Genomic DNA, 25,042 nt, shown 5'->3' with positions numbered 1-25,042 from the left:
GCATCGAACTGCGATCCCGCGGCGATCCCGCGGCGCTCACGCTTAGGCTGGTGTCGTCCGCCATCGCAGCGACCCGAGACTTCACATGAGCCTGCAGCAGTTGATCACCCGCATCGCCGTCGAACTCGGGTGCCCGGCCCTCGTCGAGGACCATCGCCGTCGCGTCGTCGCTTACAGTCCGCATCCCGACGAGATCGACGATGTGCGCCGGCGCTCCATCCTCGAGCATCGGGCAGATCCAGCGGTCCACGCCTGGCTGAGCCGGCTCGGCGTCTACTCGGCGGTCTCCGCCGTCCGGGTTCCGGGCAGTTCCGAGCTCGGCATGCTCCCGCGCGTGTGCGTGCCGATCAGTCGATCCGGTGTCGTGTTCGGCCATCTCTGGTTCATCGAGCCGGCGGGGTTCGCGAAACGGCTGGACCTCGCGCGAGTCGGTGACTGTGCGGAGCAGGTCGCCGACGAGTGGGCGCGCGTGCGGATGTCACAGGACCTCGAGTCCGCACACGAGCACGAGCTGGCCCGCGAGCTGGTGCTCGGCCGCGCCGAGGTGCGGCGCAGAGCCGCCGACGAACTCGTCGAGTCGGGCCGGTTCGAGAGCGGATCGCTCCGCGTCTACGTGCTGGATGCCGGGTCGTCGTCCATCGCGCACGACGGATCGGTCCGCGAGGCGCTCGAGCGAACCGCGCGCCGCGCACGTCAGTCGCTCGGCGGTCGCGGAGTATTGGCACTGGTCCGGCGGGACCACGCGGCAGTCGTCGTTCAGTCCTCGCCTGGGCGCTTCGCCGACTACGACCGCATAGCGGGGGTCATCGCGGAGTCGGCGGTCGACACGGCCTCGGCCGGCCTCGGCACGCTGCGGATCGCGGTCGGCGGAGAGGCGTCGGTCGTCGCCGCTCGCGAGAGTTACCGGCAGGCTCGCCGCGCACTCGGCATCGCCGAGTCGTTCCGCCTCGACGGCGCCGTCTTGCATTGGGATCGCCTGGGTGTCTATCGAGGCTTGGACGCGGCATCCGAGTCGGGGCTCCGGTCGAGCGACTTCCAGCCGGGGCTCGAGCGCGTCGCGGCCGAGCGAGACGGCCACGCCCTGATCGAGACGCTCGAGTGCTACCTCGCGGCGGCCGGGCATGTGCAGGCGGCTGCAGCGCGCCTGGGCGTGCACAGGACCTCCCTTTACAACCGGCTGGCCCGTGTCGAGCGGATCCTCGACATCGACCTCGGCAACGGTCTGGATCGCTTGGGCCTGCACGTCGCGCTCCTGCTGTGGGCAGGCGAGGCGGGGGATGGCGGGAGCCACGTCGGCGGAGCCTCCGAGGTCGCGTGAACGGCCCGGTTCCGGTGCCGCGTCGACATCTGTCGATCGGTGCTCGAGCCCGCCGCAACATCTGACGCGTGCCCTCGGAGGCACCTGTGCCTAGCCTGTGGATGCCACGGGTGGTCGCCCTCGCCCGCATCAGCGGACGCGGATGCCCCCCGACCACGTTCGAAGGAGCACCCCATGACACCAGCGGTCCCATACGCCGGCGGCCGACGGCGCGGTCGCGTCGTCGCCATCGCCCTGACCTCGGTACTCGCGTGCGGCCTCGTCGTCGCGGCGACTCCCGCGCAGGCGGCACCCGAGGCGGCACCGGTCGAGCCGACGTTCCAGGACGGCCTCTCGCAGGCGGTCTTCACGAAGGTGTCGACCGAGTGGATCAACGAGGAGGCGTGGGTCGAGAGCGAAGTCGACTCGGATCGCGACGGCAGGCCGGACCTCGTGCACATCGATGTGAGCCGCGTGCCGGAGACCGCCGATGGCCTCAAGGTGCCGGTGCTCATGGAGATGAGTCCCTACTACGCCGGCGGCACGGATGTCTCGAACTGGCCGGTCGACCACGAGATCGGTTCCCCGCCGACGGAGAAGCCCGCGTGGCCGACCTTCACACCCACGAATCGCACGAGCCCGCGCATCTCGGGCTCGCTCGAGAGCACGTGGGTGCCTCGTGGATTCGCGGTCGTGCACGCCGAGGGGCTCGGCAGCGGCTGGTCCGAGGGATGCCCGACCTCGGGCGGCGAGAACGAGTCGCTCGCCGGCAAGGCGGTCGTCGACTGGCTGAACGGCCGAGCGACTGCGTACACCGCCCCCGATCGAGCGTCGACGGTCTCTGCAGACTGGACGACCGGAAACGTCGGCATGATCGGCACCTCGTACAACGGCACGTTGCCGATCGGCGTTGCGAGCACGGGCGTGGAGGGCCTCGAGGCGATCGTCCCGGTGTCAGCGATCTCGAACTGGTACAACTACTACCGCTCGAACGGCACGGTTCGTGCACCGGGCGGCTACCAGGGTGAAGACCTCGACGTGCTCGCCGACTACGTGTACTCCCGGTTCGACCAGGAGATCTGCAAGCCGGTCATCGACGAGCTCCGTGCGAATCAGGATCGCGCCACCGGTGACTCGAGCGCGTTCTGGGAAGAGCGCGATTATCTCGCTGACGCCGACCAGATCACGGCCGCCACGCTCGTCGCACACGGTCTGAACGACTGGAACGTCATGACGAAGAACGCCTCCGACCTCTACGAGGCCCTGAAGGCGCGCGGAGTGCCGCACCAGATCTACCTGCACCAGGGCGGCCATGGAGGCAACCCGAACGACACGTTGCTCAACCGCTGGTTCACGCGTTATCTCTACGACGTCGAGAACGGGGTCGAGCAGTTGCCGAAGGCGTACGTCGTCCGCGAGGACAAGACGCTCACCGAGTACCCGGAGTGGCCCGACCAGGCTGCGGATTCGGTCAAGCTGAAGTTCGCACCGGCAACCGCGGCCGACGGGGTCGGCGGGCTCGCCGTCTCCCGAAACGGTTCGCGTGCGACCGAGAACCTCATCGACGACGCGGGCATCCGGGCATCGGCGCTCGCTGCGGCGGAGTCCTCGCCGAACCGGCTCGCGTACCGCACAGGTGTGCTCGGCAAGCCCATGCGCCTCTCCGGCACGCCGTCGGTCTCGCTCGAAGTCGCGGTGGATCGCTCGAAGGCGAACCTCTCGGCGCTGCTCGTGGAGTACCCGGCGACGGGAACGCCGAAGATCATCACCCGCGGCTGGATGGATGTCGAGAACCGCGGTTCTTCGGCCGTGACCGAGCCGATCACACCGGGGAAGTCGTACACCTTCGACTTCGACTTCGAGCCGAAGGACTACGTGTTCTCCGCCGGCTCGCAGATCGGAGTGGTGATCATGTCGTCGGACAACGAGTACACCGTGCGCCCGGCGCCCGGCACCGAGCTGACGCTCAAGCCGTCGGCATCGACCGTGCACCTGCCGCTCGTCGGCGGCATGGGCGCACTGCAGAAGTCACTGCACGCGGCGAAGTGATGCGAGCGGGTGCCGGCTGCCTCCAGTGAGGCGGCCGGCACTCGCGGTCAGTCGCCGAGGCGACCGAGCAACTCGGCGAACATCTTGATCTCGTGCGGCTGCCAGGTGCTGAGCCGTTCGCGCAGTTCGGCCTGGTTGTCGCGTCGGATGGTGTTGATCCGCTCCGTCGCGGCCGGCGTCGCGGCGAGCAGTCGTGCACGGGCGTCGAGCTCGTCGACGCGTGACTCGATGAGCCCGAGTTCTTCGAGCACGCGCACTTGCCTGCTGAGCACGCTCTTGTCGGTGTGCAGTTCCTCGACGAGGGAGCCGGCGTGTGAGGGCCCCATCGAGACGAGGGACGACACGACCTTGTAGCCCAGGGGTTGCAGGTCGGGGTGCAGCAGCGTGGCGTAGCGCTTCCAGTTGGCACGCACGCGGTGGAACAGCCGACCGAACTGCTGCTCGACGGCCGCGATGGCCTGCTCGGTGTCGAGGGCGGGTTCGGTGGTCATGCCGGTCATTTTAAGCTCGCCCGCCTCTCACGCCTGCATCGGCGTCGACGGCTGGGATGGCGCCGGTCACGGGAACCGCGACCGAGGCTTCCGACACCTCGAACAGTTCTTCGCCGGCCTGCTCGAGCTCACGCTCGAGCGGCGATCCGGAGCGCTGCTCGGCCTTCGCGCGCTGGATGGCGCTCTGGGTGCCGAGGTCGATGTTCGGCAGGAAGATCACCGCGATGAGGGTGACGATCGCGAGCGGCAGTGCAGCCAGGAAGACGCTGCCGATGCCCGTGCCGTAGGCCGACTCGACGACGACGCGGAGGAAACCGGGCAGGGCGCTGATCTGGGGGATCGTGCCGCCGGTGCCGAGCGCCTCTGCCGCTTGCGCCTGCTGCTCGGGCGGCAGCCCGCCGATGCCGGTCTTGATGTTCTCGGCGACGACCGTGCCGAGGATCGATCCCATCACCGAGACGCCGATCGTACCACCGAGGCTGCGGAAGAACGTGACGGAGCTCGTAGCGACGCCCATATTCTTCACGGCCGTCGTGTTCTGCACGACGAGCACGAGGTTCTGCATGACCATGCCGACGCCGGCGCCCAGCAAGAACATCGAGACGCCCACGTACCAGAAGTTCGTGTCGTGGTGCAGCTGGGCGAGCAGCAGCACGCCGATCGTCAGGAGCACGCTGCCCACGATCATGTAGGACTTCCACTTGCCGAAGCGGCTGATGAGGGCGCCGACGATCGTGGAGGAGATGAGCACGCCCGCCATCATCGGGATCGTCAGCAGACCGGACTCGGTCGGTGTCGCGCCGCGCGCGAGCTGCATGTACTGGCTGAGGAACACCGAGGTGCCGAACATTGCAACGCCGACCGAGAGTGAGGCCACGACGGCGAGGGTGAAGGTGCGGCTCTTGAAGAGGCCGAGCGGGATCACGGGCTCCTTGACCTTCAGCTCGACGACGACCGCGATGATCAGGAGCAGCACAGCGCTCCCGGCCATGAGGAAGCTCGGTACGGAGATCCAATCGAACTCGTTGCCGGCGAAGGTGACCCAGAGAAGCAGAAGCGAGACACCCACCGAGATGAGCACGATGCCGAAGTAGTCGATCGAGACCTTGGTCTTCGGTCGTTTCGGGAGGTGCAGCGTGCGCTGCAGCAGGATGATGGCCGCGACCGCGATGGGCAGGCCTACGAAGAAGTTCCAGCGCCAGCCCGCGACATCGGTGATGACACCGCCGAGCAGCGGGCCGCCGACGGTCGCGACGGCCATGACGGCACCGAAGAGTCCGGCGTACTTGCCGCGCTCACGCGGGCTGATGATGTCGGCCATGACGATCTGGCTGAGGGCGGCGAGGCCGCCGGCGCCGAGGCCCTGGAAGACGCGCATCGTGATGAGGGTGGCGGCGTCTTGCGAGAAACCGGCGAGTGCCGAGGCGACGACGAAGATCACGAGGGCGAGCTGCAGCAGCAGCTTGCGATTGAAGAGGTCGGCGAGTTTCCCCCAGATCGGGGTCGACACGGTGGTCGCGAGCAGAGTCGAGGTGACGACCCAGGTGAACGCCGACTGGTCGCCCCCGAGGTCGGAGATGATGACGGGCAGCGAGCTGCCGACGACCGTCGAGGCGATCATCGACACGAACATGCCGAGCAGCAGGCCCGAGAGTGCGGTGAGAACCTCGCGATGCGTCATGCCGCTTTCGGTGAGTTCGACGGATGCCGCGGCATCGAGGCTCTTCTTCGGTGCGGACTTCTTCGGCGCGCGATCGCGCGAGGCGGATGCCATTAAACTCCTGAGATTGATTGACTATCGTCAACTATAGCTCAAGTAGTGGACTTATATCAACTATCGAAGACCCCCGCCTGGAAGGGGCGCGGGCTTTCGCGACAGGATCGGCGAGCTGGGTGTCAGGCCTCAGTAGTGCGGTGCCGCAGCTCGGCTTCGACCTTCGACGTTGGTCAACTGTTTCGGCTGGTGGGCACGGTATCCTGAGATCCCAGATGCGACACCTACCTCCGTCGGAATCCCCCTGAGCAGCGCACCTCGGAGGCAGCCGGTGACCGTCAGTCAGCTCGTCAATCTCATCGCCCGCGAACTCGGCCGCCCGGCGCTTCTCGAAGACGGTCGCTACCGCGTCGTCGCGTTCAGCCCGCAGTTCGAGGTCATCGACGAGGTGCGGCGGCGCTCGATCCTCGAGCACCACGCCGGTCCGGGCGTGCACTCCTGGCTCGCCGGACTCGGGGTCTACCGCTCCGAGGTGGCCATGCACGTACCGCGGAACCCCGGCCTGGGCATGCTGCAACGCCTCTACGTCCCCATCCGCACCCAGGACGGCGCCCGTGCGCACCTCTGGCTCATCGAGGAGCCAGACGCGATGTGGCCGGAGGAGGTCGCTCGAGCCGTCGAGCTCGCCGGGCGGCTGGCTGAGGAATGGGCCCGCGTGCTCTCACTGCGGGACGACGAGTCGGCGCGCCGGGCGGAGCGCACCCGGGTGTTGCTCATGGGGGAGGCGCGCGAGCGACTCCTCGCGGCCGACGAGCTGGTCGCCTCGGGCGACATCGACGCCTCGGGCGCACTCCGGGCCTACCTCCTGACCACGCGCGAGCCCGGCGCGCTCGGGCGGGAGGACCTCGAGGCGGCCGATCGGCGCATCCGCCGGGCCCTCGCGGGCCTCGGCCCGCTCACGCTCGTGACCGCCAACGGCGTCGTCGTCATCGTGCCGGACGACGGCGGGCGCCTGCGCCCGGCCGTGGACGCCATCGTCGAGCGTCTGCGGTCGGCCGCCGTGCGCGGCGGCGGCACCCTGAGCGATCCGCTCGTCGCCATCGGCGGCGCCGTCGTGCACCTGCCCGACTCCGCCCGGAGCCACCGCGAGGCGCAGCGTGCGCTCGCGATCGCCGCGGCCTTCCGCCTGCCCGGGCCCGCCGTCGCCTGGGACGAGCTCGGCGTGTACCGCGGATTGCAGTCCGCGGCCGCGCTGGGCATGCGCTCGACGGACTTCTCGACCGGGCTCGCGAGCCTGTTCGACGAGCGTGACGGAGACGTGCTCCTCGAGACGCTCGAGGCCTACTTCCGGCACGGGGGTCGCCTCCGCGACGTCGCGGGGCGGCTGAACGTGCACCGGGCGACGGTCTACCACCGGCTCGCCCGCATCGAGCGCATCCTCGGCATCGACCTGCGCGACGGGCTCGAGCACCTCGGGCTCCACCTAGCGCTGCTCCTGCGCCGGATCGAGGTCGCCGCGGCCATCGAGGCGAATCTCACGGCCTGACGGGATCCGCTGCCGAGGATGCGTCGCCGGTCCCGCCGGTCCGGCGCCGGTCGTGCGGCGCCGGTCGTGCGACGCCGGTGCGTCGTTCGACAACTGTCGGAGGAGCGCGCGCGGTTGCTCGACAGCTGGTCGATGACCGTTCGCCGAGGTGTTTCTAGGCTGTGAGGCACCTGACACGGGTAAGAACGGGGACGCTGATGATCCAGGGCCGCAGGCCGGCCGCGTCGTCCGGCGAAGAGAGCACCACCGCCGTCACCGCAGCGGGACCAGTTCGTCGCACCATCCATGCGGCGATACTCCTCCGACCGCGCCGCAATGCAGCGCCGCGGGACATCCAGATGAAGGGAACCATCGCATGAACTCCCAACCGCTCGCCCCGCCACTCATTGCGCGTACGGCCACGCCGCGCGCGCGGCGTCGTCGCGCCGGCGCCCTCGCGCTCGCCGCAGTGCTGACCACCGGCCTGACCGTCACCGCGGCCCAGGCCGCGTACGCCGACGAGCCCGCCGTCGGTAGCTCGACTCTCGTCCCCATCCAGGTGACTGGCGACCCCTCCGAGCGCTTCTCGCTCGTGATCCTCGGCGACGGGTACACCGCCGACGAGCAGCCGCTCTTCCGCGAGCAGGTCGAGAAGCACCTCGAAACGATGTGGAGCATCGAGCCGTACAAGAGCTACCGCAACTACTTCAACGTCTACGCGGTGGAGATCATCTCGGGGGAGTCCGGCATCAGCTGCGACTCGTCCCTCGACTCGCCCCGCCGTGACACCCCGCTCAAGATGTCGTTCTGGGGCGGCTGCAACCCGAACAGCGTGCAGCGGCTGATCACGATGGACAGCGCGAAGGCCCGCGAGTACGCGACGGCCGCGCCCAAGGTCGACCAGGTGCTCGCCCTCGCAAACAGCGACACGTACGGCGGCGCGGGCGGCAGCTACGCGACGGCGAGCGGCGGCAATTCGCTCTCGGCACTCATCTCGCCGCACGAGATCGGGCACTCGCTCGGCGGACTCGCCGACGAGTACGACTATTACACGCGCGGTATCACGACGGGCGACTACACGGGCGGCGAGCCCCGCTCGAAGCACCACACGATCATGACCGTCGAGGAGATGGCCGCGCAGCACGCCAAGTGGTGGCGCTGGCTCGGGGAGCCGAGCGAGGCCGGCGGCATCATCGGCGCGTACGAGGGCGGCCAGTACTACTCGACCGGCATCTTCCGCCCGAGCCGCCACTCGATGATGAAGACCCTCGGGTACCAGATGGACCAGGTCTCCCGCGAGATCATGACCGAGCGCATCTCGTCGAAGATACCGCTCATCGCGGACGCGCCCAACGAGGCGACGCCCGTCGCGGCCGACGAGGTGATCTCGATCGACGTCGCGCACCCCGTCTACCATGAGCTCGACGTCGACTGGGCGATCAACGGCAAGGCAGTCCCCAACCCCCACAACACGACGCAGCTCGAACTCAAGAAGACGCGGGCGAAGTCCGGTGACGTGGTGACGGTCACGGTCGTCGACAACACGCCCTTCGTGCGCGACCCCGCGCTCCGCGACTCGGCGTCGATGACCCAGACGCGGTCGTGGACCGTGGGCACGGACCGGTCTGCGGCCACCGGCGTCGAGCCGGCGTTCACCGAGTCGACCCGGACCGAGCGCCCGGTCGGCTCACTCGACGTGCTCTACGTCGAGACCACGCACCGGCCCGACCGCGTGTTCGACGTCATCTGGACGGTCGACGGCGTCCGCCAGCCGAACCCGCACAACGCGCGCACCCTCGGGCTCGCCCAACTCGGGCTCGCGGCGGGCACGCACACGGTCACCGCGTCGGTCGGAGACTCCAAGCGCCCCGGTGCCGCCGCCGAGACCCGGACGTGGACCGTCGACGCCGAGGGGCCCACCGTCGAGTCCGTCGTCTCCGCACCGGTCGAGACCTCGGTCGGCGCGAACGGCGAGCCGCACTTCGTCGTCGACGAGTCGTTCACGATGAAGCTGACGGCGAGCGACGACCAGGCGGGTGCGCTCGTGACCGAGTTCCGCCTCGACGGCGACGGCTGGCACAACTACTACGGCTGGCCGACGGACGCCGAGGCGCCGTTCCTGTTCACGCCGACCGGTACGAACGTCGACGACCTCATCTACGGCAACCTCGGCACGGGCGGCATGTCCCTCTCTCCGTTCCAGGAGCGGGAGCCGGGCTACGGAGCGCACCGTGTCGAGTACCGGTCGACGGATGCCGCGGGCAACATCGGTCCGGTCGGGGAGTTCACCGTCGAGGTGCGCCCCTGAGCGGGCCGATGCGCCGCATCGGCGCATCGTCGCGCGTCTGATCGCGCGGGGCACCCGGGTCGACGGCCCGGGTGCCCCGCTGCGTGTGCAGCGCTGCGCCCCGCCGTTCCCGCTGCCTGATGTCAAGATGCCCGCTCGCCACCGCGACTCACTCGATGGCCGCTGTAGCCTCCAGCTCGATGAGCGCGTCGGGGCGGCCGAGCGAGGCGACCATGAGCACGGTCAGCGCGGTCGGCGTCGCGCCCCAGACGCGCGCGGACGCGGCATACGCGTCGTCGACCGACTGCCCCGCGACGAGGTAGACCGCGAGCCGCACGACGTTCGACTGGTCGGCGCCGACCTCGGCGAGCACCGCGAGCACGTTCCTGATCGCTTGTTCGGTCTGCGGGCCGAGGCCGCCCGGCACGATGGCGCCGGAGGGATCCGTGCCGTTCTGCCCGCCGACGTGCAGCGTGCGGTGCGACCCGCTCACGAGCACTCCCTGGCTGAAGGCCAGATTCGCGTGCAGGCTCACGGGGTTCAGGTGTGTGATCTCCATCTGACAATTCTGCTCTTCTCGCCCGGCCTGGGCTAGCCCTGTTCGGCGCAGCTCACGCAGGTCGCCGCGTGCGAGGAGTTGCCGCGCGACGCTCAGCGACCGAGTTGTCCGAGGAGGTCGGCGAAGTGCGCGAGGTCGTCGACCGACCACGCGCGCAGCCGTTCGCCGAGGCGTGCTTCGTAGCGCTCGCGCGCGGCCCGCACGCGCTCCTGGGCCAGTGGGGTGGCAACGAGGATGCGGGCGCGGCGATCGGCGGGGTCGGGCAGGCTCTCGACGAGTCCGAGCTCCTCGAGCTGGCGCACCTGCCGGCTCACCGCGGACTTCTCGGTCTGCAGGCGCTCGATGATGGCGCCGGCGTTGTCGGCCTTGCCGCTTTCGATCGAGACCAGCACCTGGTAGCCCAGCGGCTGCAACTCGGGATGCACGGTCGCTGCGGCCTCGCGCCAGCCGGCGCGGATGCGCGCGAACAGGGCGCCCAGCTCTTGCTCGACGACGGCGATGGCGCGATCGAGTTCGGGGCGGTCGTCGTCGCGGTTGCCGACGGCCGCGTCGGCGGCTCCATCGGCCTCGGTCGCGTCGGGGTGCGCGGCGTCGGCGGTCATGCCCATGAGTGTACGGGGGCGGAGACGACGACGACCCGCCCCCACCGGAGCGGGCCGTCATCGCCGTGGTTCACGCCTCGGCGAGGCACCGGAAGACGTGGGCGGCCGCGAGCAGTTCGGACGGCTCGAGTTCGGCGAGTGCACGCCGCATCCGGGCGTGGTTGTCGCTGCGTGCCGCATCGAGGGCGGTGATCGCGCCGGGTGTCGCCGTGAGCACGCGCTGCCGGCCGTCGCGCTCGTCGGGTTGCGAATCGACGAGACCGAACTCCTCGAGCATCCGAACCTGGCGGCTGACGACCGACTTGTCCATCTCGAAGACGTCGGAGAGCAGGTGCGCGTTCGCGGTGCCGGTGCGGGCGATGAACGACAGCAGCTTGTAGCCCGCGGGCTGCAACTCGGGGTGGACCCGCGCCGCCGACTCCTTCCAGATCAGGCGAACGCGGTTGAACAGGACGTTCATCCGGCCCTCGACCTCGGCGATCGCGTCGTCGAGTTCGCTCAGCGCCGTCTCGGCGACGGCGGGCCCACCGGTTGCCGTCGTCATCTCAGCGGGTCCGCTCCTCGCCGTCGGTGCGCTCGAGCACGGCGATCGAACCGGTCGCGGTGGTCGGCATGCCGGAGTCCGCGGCGCGTATCGCGGAAATGGAACCGGTCGCAGCCGCGCCGACCTCGGCCTCGGCGATCTCGATGATCGATTCCTCGACCTGCTCGCGCAGTTCGTCGCCCGCGGACTTCGTCGAGAGCGTCTTGTTGGGCACGAACGCGATCGCGATCAAGCCCATGACGGCGAGCGGAATCGCGATGATGAACGCATCGGCGATGCCGTGGCCGTAGGCACTCTCGACGACCGAGCGGAGCGCGTCGGGCAGCGCCGACACGGTGGGCACCTCGCCGGACGCGAGTTTCTGCAGCGCGGTCACCTCGCCTTTCGAGCCCGGCGTGTAGTTCGCGAGCCCGTCGGTGATGTAGCTCGTCACGCTGGTGGCGAGCAGCGAGCCCATGATCGTCACGCCGATGGTGCCGGCGATCGTGCGGAAGAAGTTCACGTTCGACGATGCGGCGCCGAGCTGGGCGGCCGGGGTGTCGTTCTGCACGATGAGGGTCAGGTTCTGCATGACCATGCCGAGGCCCGCGCCGAGCACGATCATGTAGACGGCGACGAACGTGAACGGCGTGTCGTAGCGCAGGGTCGCCATGAGGCTCACGCCGGCGATCGTCAGCACCGAGCCGGTCACCATCCAGCCCTTCCACTTGCCGAAACGGCTCACGAGCTGGCCGATGATGATCGAGGCGCCCATCTGGCCGATGATCATCGGGATCGTCATGAGGCCCGACTCCGTCGGGGTGGCGCCGCGGGCCAGCTGGAAGTACTGCGCGAGGAACACCGAGGTGGCGAACATCGCGACGCCGATCGAGATCGAGGCGATCACTGAGAGGGTGAAGGTGCGGTTCTTGAAGAGCGTCATCGGAACGATGGGCTCCTTCACGAAGAACTCGACGGCGATGAAGCCGAGGATCGCCACGGCCGCGCCGATGGCGATGGTCCAGCTCGTGGTTGAGTCCCAGTCGAACTGGCTGCCGCCCATGGACACCCAGATCAGGAGCAGCGAGACGCCGACGGCGAGCAGCACGATGCCGAAGTAGTCGATCGAGATCTTCTTCGAGCGGTTCGGCTTGGGCAGGTGCAGCGTGAACTGCAGCAGCACGAGCGCGACGATCGCGAACGGGACGCCGACGAAGAAGTTGGCGCGCCAGCCCCACCAGTCGGTGATCACGCCGCCGAGCAGCGGGCCGCCGATGGTGCCGAGGGCCATGATGCCGCCGACGACGCCCATGTACTTGCCTCGCTCGCGCGGCGAGATGATGAGGGCGACCGCGATCATGACGAGCGACATGAGGCCGCCGACGCCGAGACCCTGCACGACCCGGACTGCGATGAGCATGTTGGTGTCGGTCGAGAAGCCGGCGATGACGGTGCCGACGGTGAAGAGAACGAGCGCGACCTGGATGAGGACCTTGCGATCGACGAGGTCGGCGAGCTTGCCCCAGATCGGGGTGGAGACCGCCGTGGCCAAGAGACTCGCGGTGATGACCCAGGTGTACTGGGATTGGGTGCCGCCGAGGTCGGCGATGATCACCGGCAACGAGGTCGATACGATTGTTCCGGAGAGCACGGCGACGAACATGCCGACGACGAGTCCGGAGATGGCAGTGAAGACCTCTCGAGCTGATCGGGTGGTCTCGGGCGGGGTTGCTGAAATTGCAGTCAAAGTGAGGTTGCTCCTGCGAAAGAAAGTTGATCGACGTCAACAATAAAACTGTCGTTGCGCTTTGTCAACTATCGATTTATGTCAACTATTCCCATCGCGGTTTGCGATTTGGCGGATGCCGCGGCATCCGTTAGTCTCTACGGAGCCGAAGACCGCTGGTTGTCGTGCGCCTCGAAAGAGATGTGCGATCGAAGTCTTGCGAAAGCAAGGGCCTGCGCAGGTGTGACGAAGACTTCCGGGTGACCGGCCAAGCTCCGCGCAACTGCGCCGGAGCTTTTTTCTTTCCCATTCACGTTCCAGCGCTCCAGGCCGTGCACCGCTTCCGCGTTGCACGTTGAAGACACAAGGAGTGGCCATGGCGAACAAGGAAGCCTCGGTTGCCGAACTCACGAACCTGTTCGAGAGCTCGACCGCCGTTCTGCTGACCGAATACCGCGGCCTCACTGTTGCCCAGCTCAAGACGCTGCGCAAGTCCATCAGTGAGGACGCGAGCTACGCCGTGGTGAAGAACACGCTGACCAAGATCGCAGCGAACAAGGCCGGAATCTCGTCGTTCGACGACGAGCTCGCCGGTCCGTCCGCGATCGCATTCGTGCACGGTGACCCGGTCGCCGTCGCGAAGGCCCTGCGTGACTTTGCCAAGGCGAACCCTCTCCTCGTGGTCAAGGGCGGCTATTTCGATGGCAAGCCCCTGACCGCCGAAGAGGTAGGCAAGCTCGCCGACCTCGAGTCCCGCGAAGTGCTGCTGGCGAAGCTCGCCGGCGCATTCAAGGCCTCGCTGTTCGGAGCCGCATATCTGTTCAACGCACCGCTGTCGAAGGCCGTTCGCACGGTCGACGCGCTGCGTGAGAAGCAGGAGTCCGCTGCGTAGGCGAGAGCCTCTCAAGCGGTGAGTAACCACAGAATCTAAGGAGAATAATCATGGCGAAGCTGTCCACTGAAGAGCTGCTCGAGCAGTTCAAGGGCCTGACCCTCATCGAGCTCTCGGAGTTCGTCAAGGCATTCGAGGAGACCTTCGAGGTCACCGCTGCTGCTCCCGTCGCCGTTGCCGGCGTTGCGGGCCCCGCTGCCCCTGCCGAAGAGGTCGAAGAGAAGACGGCGTTCGACGTCGTCCTCGAGTCGGTCGGCGACAAGAAGATCCAGGTCATCAAGGTCGTCCGCGAGCTCACCTCGCTCGGCCTCGGCGAGGCCAAGGCCGTCGTCGACGGTGCCCCCAAGGCCGTGCTCGAGGGCGCGTCCAAGGAAGCCGCTGACAAGGCGAAGGCTGCTCTCGAAGAAGCCGGCGCAACCGTCAACATCAAGTAGTCGCCGCCTTCGAAGAAGGCAGCACTCAGACGGCAACCGTCAACATCGAGTAGTCGCCGCCTTCGAAGAAGGCAGCACTCAGACGGCAACCGTCAACCTCAAGTAGTCGCCGCCTTCGAAGAAGGCAGCACTCAGACGGCAACCGTCAACATCAAGTAGTCGCCACCCTCGCGAGAGGGTTGCTGCTTGAGATGACGAGCGTCACCTGAATACACGGATGCCCCGTGGCTCACGAGCCACGGGGCATCCGTCGTCTCAGCGAGGTGTCAGGAGCAGTGCCCGTTCGCCCAAGGCGCCCCGACTTCGGCGAAGGTCCGGCCTTCGGTCACGACGCGCTCGCTCCACTGCTCGAGGTCGTGCACGACGAGGTGCTCGCCGTCATCATCGACGCGGCGATCGATGTGACGCGAGTCGATCGGCGAGGCCGGCGGCCCCGTGCGCACCGCCTCCAACACCCGCATGAACGCACCCGTCGACGACGCAGCCACGAGCAGCGGTGTGCCATCGACGACGTGGTCGACGAGATTCGCCAGCAGCCCGCGCCGCGAGTACGCGGTCGTCGTCGGAATGGCGGCGCCCGGTCGCATGAGCTGCACGATGTCGAGGGTGTACCAGAGCACGAGGCGGCCACGGGTGCCCTCGACGATGATGCTCGGCTCGCTTCGCCGGGACGCGGTGAGGCTGAGGGCACTCGCCAAACGGTAGCCGTCGATGAGATCGACGATGAGCGACGAAGTGTCGTCGGCCTCGATGTCGTTGGCCCGGTACAGGTTGAGCTCGACGTTCGCGACGTCGGCTTCGAGGCGAGCCCCGGCGACGGCGAGCCCCGTCGCGACCGCATGGGCGAGCGGGTTCGTCACGACACCATCGACCACGGGAACACCGTCGAGCGTGCGTCGACCCGCCCCGGCATCCGTCGACGGTGCGACGGCATCACGGAGTCGGCGCCACGACTGCGCACCGAGCTCGACCCGCGGCACCGACATGGTCGTGGGCGCCGGAGCCGCGAAGCGGACGAGCGGAATGTCGTCGATACCGGTGACCGTTCGTCTTCGAGCATGCGCGCGAAGTTGTCGAGACCGTTGAACTTCGGGGGGCTCAACAGGTTGTAGCGGGTGAACGAGAGCACGAGCGAGGCGACCATCGGCCCGACCGTGACGAGCGCGAGCCTGAGGAACCAGGGAAAATCACCGAACTTTCGAGAAAGGGCTTTCTGGTGAGTCGTCGAGATCGGGGCATCCGCTCGCCCGCACCTTCTCAGCTCAGCGCTGGGCGGCCGTCGAGCTCGCCCGCACGACGAGTCGGGTCGGCATCGGGGCGCCGGAATCGGGCAGCGGGTCGGCGACGGTGCTGTCGCCGAGCAGGCGGAGTACGACGTCGACGACCGATCGGCCCTGCTCGCCAGGATGCTGCTCGATGGTCGTCAGGTCGAACATCTCGGCATACTCGTGCCCGTCGACGCCGACGATCGAGAGCTCTCGGGGCACGTCGATGCCGAGCCGTTCGGCCGCGCGCATGGCACCGAAGGCCACCTCGTCGGATGCTGCGAACAGCGCCGTCGGGCGACGCCCGGGATGCCCGAGCAACTGCAGGGCGGCGCGGTAGCCGCCCGGCATGCTCATCTCGGTCTCGACGACGTCGCCCGCCGACGGCGGCAGGCCCGCACCGGTCATCGCCTCGAGATACCCCTGCCGCCGCAGGCCCTGCACGCTCGAGGGGCGATCGATGGCACCGTTGCCGGCGAGGTGCGCGATGCGGGTGTGCCCGAGGTGCAGAAGGTGCTCCGTGGCGAGGATGCCGACCGCGCGGTCGTCGACCGAGAGTCGCGCTGCCGCGCCGCCGCTTCCGCCGAGGCATACGAGGGGCTTCTCGCGACGATCGAGCGAGGACACCTCGCGCTCGTTGAGGTCGACGCCCACGGCGATCACGGCGTCGACCCGCTTCCTGGCGAGGAAGAAGTCGAAGACGCGGTCGCGCTCGGGGCCGGTGGCGGCGACGTTGTAGAGGGTGAGGTCGTAGCCGGCGGCGAGGAGCGCGCGCTCGATGCCCTCGAGCACTTCGCCGAAGAACCACCGGTTGACGAAGGGGATGACGACGCCGACGTTCTTCGTGCGTCCGGTGACGAGGCTCGCCGCATCGGGGGAGACGATGTAGCCGATCTTGGCCGCGGCCGCCTCGACGCGTCGACGCGTGTCATCGGCCACGTAGCCTTTGCCGCTGAGCGCTCGTGATGCCGTCGCCTTGGAGACGCCGGCGAGGCGCGCGACGTCGCCGATCACTGGCATCCGTGCCTCCCCTCGTCGGGCTGCTCCGCTGCAGAGTGTACTGCTCGGCAGAGCGAATGTGGAACCGTTTCCCGAAGGGCGGGGACAAAGGCGAACGAACTTCGGGATGCGCGCTGGGAGCGCTCTCTTCCAGTTTCGACGGCGTTTCGGCGGCGGTGGCCGAACCGTGACCTCCGATCACTTGTGAGGAGGGCCGCGGTTGACCTAGCGTGGAGGCTGGAACCGGTTCCCGGCTTCCCCTGCACCACACTCACTCAACGAGGAGATGACATGAGAATCAGACGGCATCGCCGTTGGATGGCCCCCGTGGTGGCGGCCGCAGCGGTCGGCCTCGCCCTGACGGGCTGTACGGGTGACGTCGCGGACGAAGGTTCCGCCGACGTCGATTGCGGCCCCTACGAGGAGTACGGCACGTTCGAGGATGCCACGGTCACGGTCGCCGGCACGATCCTCGACCTCGAAGCGGATCGCCTCAATGAGTCGTGGGCCGACTTCGAAACCTGCACGGGCATCGAGGTCGACTACCAGGGCTCCAGCGAGTTCGAGGCGCAGATCGCCGTGCTCGCCGAGGGCGGCAACGCCCCCGACGTGGGCATCGTGCCCCAGCCGGGCCTGCTCGCGCGTCTCGCCGCCGGTGGTTGGCTGATCCCGGCCTCCCAGACCGTCGAAGACAACGTCGACGAGTGGTGGTCCGAAGACTGGAAGCAGTACGGCAGCTACGAAGACACCTTCTACGCCGCACCGCTCATGGCCAGCATCAAGGGCTACGTCTGGTACTCGCCGGCCGAGTTCGAAGAGAATGGGTACGAGATCCCCAAGACCCTCGACGAGCTGACCGATCTCTCCGAGACGATCGCGGCTGAAGGCGACCACAAGCCGTGGTGCGTCGGTCTCGAGTCGGGCGACGCCACCGGCTGGCCGGGCACCGACTGGATCGAGGACTACATGCTGCGCCTCCACGGCGCCGACGTGTACGACCAGTGGGTGACGCACGGCATCCCGTTCAACGACCCGCAGGTCGCTGAAGCGTTCGACGCGGCCGGTGCGTACCTGAAGAACGAAGACATGGTCAACGGCGGCATCGGCAACGTGTCGACACAGGTCAGTGAAGCGTTCCAGACCGCCGGACTGCCGATCCTCGACGGGGAGTGCTCGCTGCACCACCAGGCGTCGTTCTACGAGACCTTCTGGAACCCCGAGGGAGGCGACGACGTGACCGTCGCGTCCGACGGCGACGTGTTCGCGTTCCTGCTTCCGCCGGTCAATGCCGACGACCCGCAAGCGGTCACCGGCGGCGGCGAGTTCCCGGTGGCGTTCCGCGACGCCGAAGAGGTCGAGGCGTTCCGCACGTACCTCGCGAGCGACACTTGGGCCAACAACCGGGTGAGCCTCGGTGGCGTGATCAGCGCGAACAAGGGGCTCGACCCCCAGGTCGCGTCGAGCGAGCTGCTGACGCAGTCGATCGAGATCCTCCAAGATCCCGAGACGACGTTCCGATTCGACGGTTCCGACCTGATGCCCGGTGCCGTGGGTGCCGACTCCTTCTGGAAGGGCATCGTCGCGTGGGTCACAGGTGAAGACACCGCACAGGTGCTCGACACCATCGAGTCGAGCTGGCCCGCGAGCTAGCTGGCGCAACTCACGCCGATACCGGCATGATCGAGGGGCGGGGCTTTCAACCCCGCCCCTTGTCACCCGACTGCACGAACGACTCCGATTTCAACGAAGAACATGGGAGGCACAATGACCACGGCCGATCTGCTCGGCAAGCTCCTCCAGGTGGTGATGGGTCTCGCAGTATTCGCCGCGGTGGTCGGTCTCCTCATCTTCTTCATCGACAAGGCCCCGAAGAAGGGCCGCGACTACTGGCAGCTCGTGTTGTTCCTGCTGCCGGCGATGCTCTTCATCGTGGTCGGGCTGGTGTATCCGGCGATCCGCACGAGCCTCTTGGCATTCCAGGATTCGAGCGGCGACTGGACCTTCGACAACTTCGTCTGGACCTTCACGCAGCCCGCGGCCATCCGCACGCTGATCAACACGATCATCTGGGTGGCGCTCGTGCCGACGATCTCGACGGCCGTCGGCCTCGCGTACGCCGTATTCATCGACAGATCGCGGGGTGAGCGCTACTACAAGGTCATCCTGTTCATGCCGATCGCGATCTCCTTCGTCGGCGCTGGTGTCATCTGGCGCTTCGTCTACGAATACCGCGGGGGCGATCGTGAGCAGATCGGCCTGTTGAATGCGATCGTGACCGCCTTCGGTGGCGAACCGGTGCAGTGGTTGCAGTCCGACCCGATCAACACCATCCTGCTGATCGTCGTCATGATCTGGATCCAGACCGGGTTCGCCATGGTGCTCCTCAGCGCGGCCATCAAGGGCGTTCCGACCGAGCAGATCGAGGCGGCACAACTCGACGGCACGAACGGCTGGCAGCGTTTCTTGAACGTGACGGTGCCGGGCATCCGGGGCGCGCTCGTCGTGGTGCTCACGACGATCTCGATCGCCACGCTGAAGGTCTTCGACATCGTCCGCACGATGACAGCCGGAAACTTCAACACCAGCGTCATCGCGAACGAGATGTACACCCAGGCGTTCCGCGCGAGTGAAGTGGGTCGAGGTTCGGCGCTCGCGCTGATCCTGTTCGTGCTGGTGCTCCCGATCGTGATCTACAACGTCAATGTGCTTCGCAAGCAGAGGGAGATCCGATGAGCAGCGTCGCCCCCGCCGACCTCCCGACCGGCCAGAAGCTCGGCTCGATCGAGTCCGCCGAGGTGGCCGAATACGGCACGAAGACGGCTCGAGTCAAGAAGCGGCTGACCTCACGCACGGCGACCATCATCGCGCTCATCATCGCGGTGGTCTGGACGATCCCGACGTTCGGGCTGCTCGTCTCGTCGTTCCGGCCCGCCGAGCTCATTCGCGAGACCGGCTGGTGGACGATCTTCCAGAACCCGGGCTTCACGCTCGACAACTACCGTGACGTGCTGCTCTCCACCTCGTCGTCATCTCCGCAGCTCGGCGCGTACATCGTCAACTCGATCGCGATCTCGCTGCTCGCCACGCTGATCCCGCTCGTGTTCGCATCGATGGCGGCCTACGCCTTCGCCTGGATCAGGTTCAAATGGGTGAACTGGCTCTTCATCTTCGTGTTCGCGCTGCAAATCATCCCGCTGCAGATGGCGCTCGTGCCGCTGCTGCAGATCTTCTCGACCTGGCTTCGTCCGATGCAGGCGTGGCTGCACGACGTCGTGCCGATCATCCCCGAGCAGAATTACCTGCCGCTGTGGCTGGCGCACTCGATGTTCGCCCTGCCGCTCGCGATCTTCCTGCTGCACAACTTCATCTCCGAGATCCCGTCCGACGTCATCGAGGCGGCGCGGGTCGACGGCGCGACCCACGGGCAGATCTTCTTCCGTATCGTGCTGCCGCTCGCGACCCCGGCGCTCGCGTCGTTCGCGATCTTCCAGTTCATCTGGGTGTGGAACGACCTGCTCGTCGCCTTGATCTTCTCGGGCGGTACGCAAGACGTCGCACCACTCACCCAGCGATTGGCGGAGATGGTCGGCACGAGAGGTCAAGACTGGCAACGGCTCACGGCCGCGGCGTTCATCTCGATCATCGTTCCGCTCGCCGTGTTCTTCGGTCTGCAGCGTTACTTCGTGCGCGGCCTGCTGGCCGGATCCACGAAGGGGTAGTCCCAACGACGTCGCAGACGGGCAGGGGCGACGGATGCCGCGGGCGGAGGCTCGCGGCATCCGTCGCTGCCGCCCGGCCTTCGCTGCCGCTCGTGCTGCTCCACCCTGCAGCAATTCAGGACGGGAGGTGTGTCGCGCCGTCCCAAAGCTCGCGCGGAGGGGCGACACGCCCTCCTATCCTGAATTGCTGCGCGGCAGACGAGCAACCATGAGTGATGCGACTGCAGACGGTGCGCTCGACCGCAGGGGGTTGCGTCCGAGCGCACCCACCTGAGGGCGGACCCGGGTCAGAGCGCCGGGGCGGCGAGCGCCGCGCGCACGGCGGCGAGCACCACGTGCCACTCATCCATAACGAGGCGATACGAGAAACGCAGTGTGCGGTACCCCATCGTCGCGAGCAGCGCGTCTCTGCGGCAGTCCTCGTCTTGCTGCGCGGCAGTGCGGTGTGTGCCGCCGTCCCATTCGATGACGAGCCGATCGCCGATGACGAGGTCGACCCGTCCGATGCCGGGGAAGTCGACCTGATGTTGGCCGGTGATGCCGGCCTGTTCGAGCCTGATGCGTCCGATCGTCTCGAGAAAGCTGTGACAGAGCGCGTTTCTGGTCGGAAGCTCGCGCACCAGCCAGGCCGGCATGGTGCTCAGCCAGGCCTCGAGATCGCGGCTGCCGATAGGGTCGTCATGCAGGAATGAGTCCAACGCGGCGATGGCGAACTCGGGCGACAGGCAACTCACGATCTGGGTCACGGTCTCGAAGCGGTCCGTCACGAAGCGCGGACGGGCGGCAGACGCCAGTGGAGACGTCCAATGCACCACGAGGGCGGGCGCGGCACTCGCGCCGATGCTCGAGGGTGATCTGAGCCTCGAACTGTTCTCGGGGACGCAGACGTGCAGACCGTGGCGCTCCGGGGTCGCCCAGCCGTAGTGGGCCGCAGCCGAAACGCAGGCGAGCCTGCCACCGACTCGAATCGCCTGTTGCAGCACGGGGTCGGTCTCGGGGAGCGAGTACCAGCCGCGGCGCACGCGGAGGAGATCACCGCAGCGTACAGCAGCCGTCAGTGCGTGCGGCTCGATTCCGAGCGCGACGAGCTCCCGGGTCTCTGCGATACCGCCGAGCCGACGCACCATTGGGATGGGATTCATCACTCTTGAGTAACGCGGCGCCGAGGCATCCGTGGTTCGAAGACGGCGACCTGTGGATGTCTCGCCGCCCGGCAGCGCTGTGGAGGGCGGGTTGGCCGTTCCTCCTCCTCGCCCCTGCAGCAATTCAGGACGGGAGGGCGTGTCGCGCCCCGAATCGGCGTCGGATGGCGCGCGACACACCTCCCCTCCTGAATTGCTGCAGGGGCGAGGGGCGAGGGGCGAGGGGTGAGGGGCGAGGGTGAAGGCGAGGGCGAGGGCGAGGAGCGAGGGGCGAGAGATGGGGCGGGGCGAGCAGCGAGCGGCGAGCAGCGAGCAGCGAGCGGCGAGCGGCGCGAGCGTGCGGGTTGGGGCAACAGGATGCGCGCTGCGCCGCAGGCGAACAGCGGAGGTGGGTGCGGGGCGCGGCATAGGGTGAACGCATGAGCATGCACGGGGGAGCGCCTCGAGGCGGAGGCGGCGCCGGTGGCGGTCGCGGCGGCGGCGGCAGTGCTGGTGGCGGCGGTGGCGGGGGCTCGCGCCGCGTGTTCTCAGGCGATGAAGAGGCCCAGCGCGTCGCGAATGCCGAGGCCCCGCGGGTGCCGCACTTGCTGCGCCGCATCTCCGAGCTGTTCGCCCCGCACAAGGCCGCACTCATCACGACGGTCGTGCTTGTGTTCATCGGCGCGGCGTTCGCCATCATCCCGCCGCTGCTGACCCAGCGAGCGTTCGACGACGGACTGTTCCCAGTCGACGCGAGCGGCGAGGTATCCGGACCGAACCTGCCTGTGCTCATGTGGCTCGTCATCGCGATGATCGCCGTGTACATCGTCTCGGCGCTGCTCGGTGTGTGGCAGACGTACTTGACCGCGACGATCGGCAACAAGGTCATGGGCGCGCTGCGCGTGCGCCTCTTCACGCACCTGCAGGCGATGGAGCTCAGCTTCTTCACCCGCACGAAGACTGGTGTCATCCAGTCGCGGCTGCAGAACGACGTCGGCGGCGTCGCCGGCGTGCTCACCAACACCGTGTCGAGCGTGCTCGGCAACACGGTCACGGTGATCTCGGCGTTCATCGCGATGCTCATCCTCAACTGGCAGCTGACGATCATCGCGCTCGTGCTCATGCCGTTCATGGTCATCGCCCAGCGCCGGGTCGGGCAGGTGCGTGCGCGCATCGCCGGCAAGACGCAGGAGTCGCTGTCGGAGATGACCGCAATCACGCAGGAGACGCTGAGCGTCTCGGGCATCCTGCTCTCGAAGAGCTTCACCCGGCAGCAGAGCGAGATCGAGCGCTATGCCGACGAGAACCAGAACCAGATCCAGCTGCAGGTCAAGCAGCAGATGACGGGCCAGTGGTTCTTCGCGATGGTCAACATCTTCATGTCGTCGATTCCCGCGATCGTCTACCTGGTCGCAGGGTGGCTCGTCACCGGCGGCGCAGCGGATGTCACGGCGGGCACGATCGTCGCATTCACGACCGTGCAGGCGCGCCTGCTGTTCCCACTCATGGGGCTCATGCGTGTGGCCCTCGACCTGCAGACCTCGAGTGCTCTGTTCGCGCGCATCTTCGAGTACCTCGACCTGAAGCCGGCGATCACCGACAAGCCCGATGCGATCGTGCTCTCGGCGGGGGGTCTCGATACGCGTCCTCCTTCGTCGGGCGCCACTCGACCAACGGATGCGGGCGGGATGCTCGGGCGGGTGGAGTTCGACGAGGTCTCGTTCCGCTACCCCGACGCCGACGACGATTCTCGCCCCACACTCGATCGGGTGAGCTTCACGATCGAGCCGGGGCAGTTCGCGGCATTCGTGGGGCCGTCGGGCGCGGGCAAGACGACGGTGTCGTATCTCGTGCCACGACTGTACGAGGCATCCGCCGGCGCCGTGCGCTTCGCCGGAGTCGACGTGCGCGATCTCGTGCAGGAATCGCTCATCTCACACATCGGCATCGTCAGTCAGGAGACCTACCTCTTCCACGCGACGATCGGCGAGAACCTGAGGTATGCGAAACCGGATGCCTCTGATGCCGAACTCGAGGCCGCGGCGCGTGCCGCGAACATCCACGAGACGATCGCCTCGTTCCCCGACGGCTACGACACCGTGGTGGGCGAACGCGGCTATCGTCTCTCCGGCGGCGAGAAGCAGCGCATCGCGATCGCGCGGGTGCTTCTGAAAGACCCGGCGGTGCTCGTGCTCGACGAAGCGACGAGCGCCCTCGACACGATCTCGGAGCGCGTCGTGCAGCAGGCGCTCGACGACGCCGCGCGTGGTCGAACGACCATCGCGATCGCCCACCGCCTCTCGACGGTGGTGGGTGCCGATGTGATCTTCGTGGTCGTTGCGGGCCGCATCGTCGAGCAGGGCACGCACGCCGAGCTCGTCGGCGTCGAGGGTGTCTACGCCTCGCTCTACCGCCAGCAGGAGGAACGGCCGGTGCTCGAGGGCTGACCCGATCCGGCCGGCCGGCCGAGCCAGCCGACGCGCGTCCGCCACGAGCCCGCCGAAGCGATCCGGCCGCCGCGAGCCCGCCGCCGCGAGCCCGCCGCCGCGGACGACCGAAGCGAGCCGGCCGCCGCGAGCCCGGTCAGGCCTGTGCTCGCTCTGGCACGTCTCGCGCCAGGAGAACAGCCACTGCTCCGAGCATCGAACCGGTGACGCGCCGTTGCCATTTCGTCCAGCTCGGCCGCTGGGAGAGGAAGCCCGAGATGGAGCCTGCGCCGAAGATGATCACTGCGTTCACCGCCATGCTCACGACGATCTGGATCGCACCGAGGATGAAGCCCTGCGCGGTCGTTCCGTCGCGGCTCGGGTCGATGAACTGGGGGATGAGCGCGAGATACATGACGGCGGTCTTCGGGTTCAGGAGGTTGGTGAGCAGGCCGACCCGGAACAGCGTCGCGGGAGAATCCCGATGGAGGGGGCGCACTTCGAACGGGCCGTGTCCGCCTGGTTTGAGCGCTTGCCACGCGAGGTGGATCAGATAGAGGACTCCGGCGATCTTCAGGCTGGTGTACAGCCATGGCACGGCGACGAACACCACTGCGAGTCCGAGGTTCGCCATCGTCAGGTAGATCAGAAAGCCGACTGCGGTGCCGCCGAGTGAGATCATTCCCGCCCGCCGCCCTTGGCTCACGCTTCGCGAGACGAGGTAGACCATGTTCGGGCCGGGTGTGAGGACCATTCCGAGGGCGGTCAGTGCCATGCCGCCCGCCGCCACCAAGGAGACGGCACTTCCGAAGAGCATCATGGCGTCAACGATGATGTAATGTCACTATGCATCTCAACCCTTACGGCGAGTACGCAGTGCTGCTCGCTGCATCCCTGGCCAATGACTGGCCGGAAGACCGCGATGGCATCGTCGACCGCACGCGCGAGTTCGGCATGACCATGGACTTCCCCGTCGCCGATGACGACCATTCGCTGACCCGACGTGTCGTCGACGAATGGCTCTTGGTCGTCGACGAACCCGATTCCCAGATCCGTTCACGACGACTGAATGCCCAGATGGCCTCCGCCGCCGCATACCCGCGCCTGACCGACCACGACGGCGAAGGCTGGCACCTGCACTATCGCGATCTCGATCAGCCTCTTCCGCAGGTGATGGTTGCCGTGATCAGCGTCGGAACCGCGCTGCATCTCAGTACCCGCGGCATGCATCGGCTGGGCAGATGCGCAGCGGGGCACACGGCCGGCGACCCGTGCAGGAACGTCGTGGTCGACGTGACCCGCAACGGCCGCCAACGCTACTGCTCCGTGCGCTGCGCGAATCGAGATGCCGTGCGCAGGCATCGTGCGCGTTCGGCGAAGCCAGCGCCCAGCACCGAGTGAGCAGAGTGAGCG

Annotated in this window: 21 protein-coding genes; 11 read left to right on the top strand and 10 right to left on the bottom strand. The window is 67.7% G+C overall.

The annotated features are described in order from the left end of the window. Positions 1–85 precede the first annotated feature (85 nt). Complete coding sequence (locus AC1C2U_RS06895; protein ID WP_495360998.1) at positions 86–1,318, top strand: PucR family transcriptional regulator; 1,233 nt, start codon at positions 86–88, stop codon at positions 1,316–1,318. Positions 1,319–1,492: 174 nt separating this feature from the next. Further along, on the top strand, positions 1,493–3,346 hold the full coding sequence (locus tag AC1C2U_RS06890; RefSeq protein ID WP_495360997.1) for a Xaa-Pro dipeptidyl-peptidase: 1,854 nt from the start codon (positions 1,493–1,495) through the stop codon (positions 3,344–3,346). A gap of 47 nt (positions 3,347–3,393) precedes the next feature. Here the strand turns inward: AC1C2U_RS06890 and AC1C2U_RS06885 are convergent, their stop codons facing one another. Then, positions 3,394–3,837, bottom strand: a complete 444-nt coding sequence (locus AC1C2U_RS06885; protein ID WP_495360996.1) for a MarR family winged helix-turn-helix transcriptional regulator — start codon at positions 3,835–3,837, stop codon at positions 3,394–3,396. Between the two features lie 10 nt (positions 3,838–3,847). Then, on the bottom strand, positions 3,848–5,611 hold the full coding sequence (locus tag AC1C2U_RS06880) for an MDR family MFS transporter (protein WP_495360995.1): 1,764 nt from the start codon (positions 5,609–5,611) through the stop codon (positions 3,848–3,850). Positions 5,612–5,882: 271 nt separating this feature from the next. Here AC1C2U_RS06880 and AC1C2U_RS06875 point away from each other — a divergent pair, with 271 nt between their 5' ends. Next, positions 5,883–7,097 carry a PucR family transcriptional regulator gene (locus tag AC1C2U_RS06875; protein ID WP_495360994.1) on the top strand — a complete coding sequence of 405 codons (1,215 nt, stop codon included), beginning with the start codon at positions 5,883–5,885 and terminating at the stop codon, positions 7,095–7,097. A gap of 355 nt (positions 7,098–7,452) precedes the next feature. Next, on the top strand, positions 7,453–9,384 hold the full coding sequence (locus AC1C2U_RS06870) for a M64 family metallopeptidase (protein WP_495360993.1): 1,932 nt from the start codon (positions 7,453–7,455) through the stop codon (positions 9,382–9,384). Between the two features lie 148 nt (positions 9,385–9,532). On the opposite strand, the gene AC1C2U_RS06865 is transcribed toward AC1C2U_RS06870, so the two are convergent. The 4 genes from AC1C2U_RS06865 to AC1C2U_RS06850 all read right to left on the bottom strand — a co-directional run bounded on the left by AC1C2U_RS06865 (position 9,533) and on the right by AC1C2U_RS06850 (position 12,794). Next, complete coding sequence (locus tag AC1C2U_RS06865; RefSeq protein ID WP_495360992.1) at positions 9,533–9,922, bottom strand: RidA family protein; 390 nt, start codon at positions 9,920–9,922, stop codon at positions 9,533–9,535. Between the two features lie 92 nt (positions 9,923–10,014). Then, positions 10,015–10,524 (bottom strand): MarR family winged helix-turn-helix transcriptional regulator, encoded by a 510-nt coding sequence (locus tag AC1C2U_RS06860; protein WP_495360991.1) that lies wholly within the window; start codon positions 10,522–10,524, stop codon positions 10,015–10,017. A 70-nt stretch (positions 10,525–10,594) separates the two neighbouring features. Next, positions 10,595–11,068 carry a MarR family winged helix-turn-helix transcriptional regulator gene (locus AC1C2U_RS06855; protein WP_495360990.1) on the bottom strand — a complete coding sequence of 158 codons (474 nt, stop codon included), beginning with the start codon at positions 11,066–11,068 and terminating at the stop codon, positions 10,595–10,597. A gap of 1 nt (position 11,069) precedes the next feature. Further along, the gene (locus AC1C2U_RS06850; protein WP_495360989.1) at positions 11,070–12,794 is read right to left on the bottom strand and encodes an MDR family MFS transporter; all 1,725 of its coding nucleotides are present in this window, start codon (positions 12,792–12,794) and stop codon (positions 11,070–11,072) included. A gap of 355 nt (positions 12,795–13,149) precedes the next feature. Between AC1C2U_RS06850 and rplJ the strand changes: the two genes are divergently transcribed. After that, a complete protein-coding gene (gene rplJ / locus AC1C2U_RS06845; protein ID WP_108594454.1) occupies positions 13,150–13,665 on the top strand; it encodes a 50S ribosomal protein L10 in 516 nt (171 codons plus the stop codon). A 50-nt stretch (positions 13,666–13,715) separates the two neighbouring features. Beyond that, entirely contained in the window at positions 13,716–14,099 is a 384-nt protein-coding gene (gene rplL, locus AC1C2U_RS06840; RefSeq protein ID WP_495360988.1) for a 50S ribosomal protein L7/L12, read from the top strand. A gap of 266 nt (positions 14,100–14,365) precedes the next feature. Here rplL and AC1C2U_RS06835 read toward each other — a convergent pair whose 3' ends face one another. Beyond that, entirely contained in the window at positions 14,366–15,085 is a 720-nt protein-coding gene (locus AC1C2U_RS06835) for a hypothetical protein (RefSeq protein WP_495360987.1), read from the bottom strand. A 276-nt stretch (positions 15,086–15,361) separates the two neighbouring features. Continuing rightward, a complete protein-coding gene (locus AC1C2U_RS06830; protein WP_495360986.1) occupies positions 15,362–16,384 on the bottom strand; it encodes a LacI family DNA-binding transcriptional regulator in 1,023 nt (340 codons plus the stop codon). A gap of 270 nt (positions 16,385–16,654) precedes the next feature. On the opposite strand from AC1C2U_RS06830, the gene AC1C2U_RS06825 reads away from it, so the two are divergent. The 3 genes from AC1C2U_RS06825 to AC1C2U_RS06815 all read left to right on the top strand — a co-directional run bounded on the left by AC1C2U_RS06825 (position 16,655) and on the right by AC1C2U_RS06815 (position 20,082). Further along, positions 16,655–18,013, top strand: coding sequence for an ABC transporter substrate-binding protein (locus AC1C2U_RS06825; protein WP_495360985.1), 1,359 nt, complete (start codon positions 16,655–16,657; stop codon positions 18,011–18,013). A 114-nt stretch (positions 18,014–18,127) separates the two neighbouring features. Further along, positions 18,128–19,096 (top strand): carbohydrate ABC transporter permease, encoded by a 969-nt coding sequence (locus AC1C2U_RS06820; protein WP_495360984.1) that lies wholly within the window; start codon positions 18,128–18,130, stop codon positions 19,094–19,096. After that, the gene (locus AC1C2U_RS06815) at positions 19,093–20,082 is read left to right on the top strand and encodes a carbohydrate ABC transporter permease (protein ID WP_495360983.1); all 990 of its coding nucleotides are present in this window, start codon (positions 19,093–19,095) and stop codon (positions 20,080–20,082) included. The genes AC1C2U_RS06820 and AC1C2U_RS06815 overlap by 4 nt, the downstream gene beginning before the upstream one ends. Positions 20,083–20,369: 287 nt before the next feature. On the opposite strand, the gene AC1C2U_RS06810 is transcribed toward AC1C2U_RS06815, so the two are convergent. Beyond that, positions 20,370–21,224 carry a DUF559 domain-containing protein gene (locus AC1C2U_RS06810; protein ID WP_495360982.1) on the bottom strand — a complete coding sequence of 285 codons (855 nt, stop codon included), beginning with the start codon at positions 21,222–21,224 and terminating at the stop codon, positions 20,370–20,372. Positions 21,225–21,643: 419 nt separating this feature from the next. Between AC1C2U_RS06810 and AC1C2U_RS06805 the strand changes: the two genes are divergently transcribed. Beyond that, positions 21,644–23,650, top strand: a complete 2,007-nt coding sequence (locus AC1C2U_RS06805) for an ABC transporter ATP-binding protein (protein WP_495360981.1) — start codon at positions 21,644–21,646, stop codon at positions 23,648–23,650. A 136-nt stretch (positions 23,651–23,786) separates the two neighbouring features. Here the strand turns inward: AC1C2U_RS06805 and AC1C2U_RS06800 are convergent, their stop codons facing one another. Next, positions 23,787–24,449: a LysE family translocator gene (locus AC1C2U_RS06800; protein WP_495360980.1), complete on the bottom strand. Its 663-nt coding sequence runs from the start codon at positions 24,447–24,449 to the stop codon at positions 23,787–23,789. 26 nt (positions 24,450–24,475) lie between these two features. Here AC1C2U_RS06800 and AC1C2U_RS06795 point away from each other — a divergent pair, with 26 nt between their 5' ends. Further along, the gene (locus tag AC1C2U_RS06795; protein ID WP_495360979.1) at positions 24,476–25,030 is read left to right on the top strand and encodes a CGNR zinc finger domain-containing protein; all 555 of its coding nucleotides are present in this window, start codon (positions 24,476–24,478) and stop codon (positions 25,028–25,030) included. The last annotated feature ends 12 nt before the right edge of the window (positions 25,031–25,042 follow it).

The organism is Agromyces sp. Y575 (genome assembly GCF_059445445.1).
Note: the sequence above shows the minus strand (reverse complement) of the source record. Positions and strands in the feature narration are given on the sequence as shown.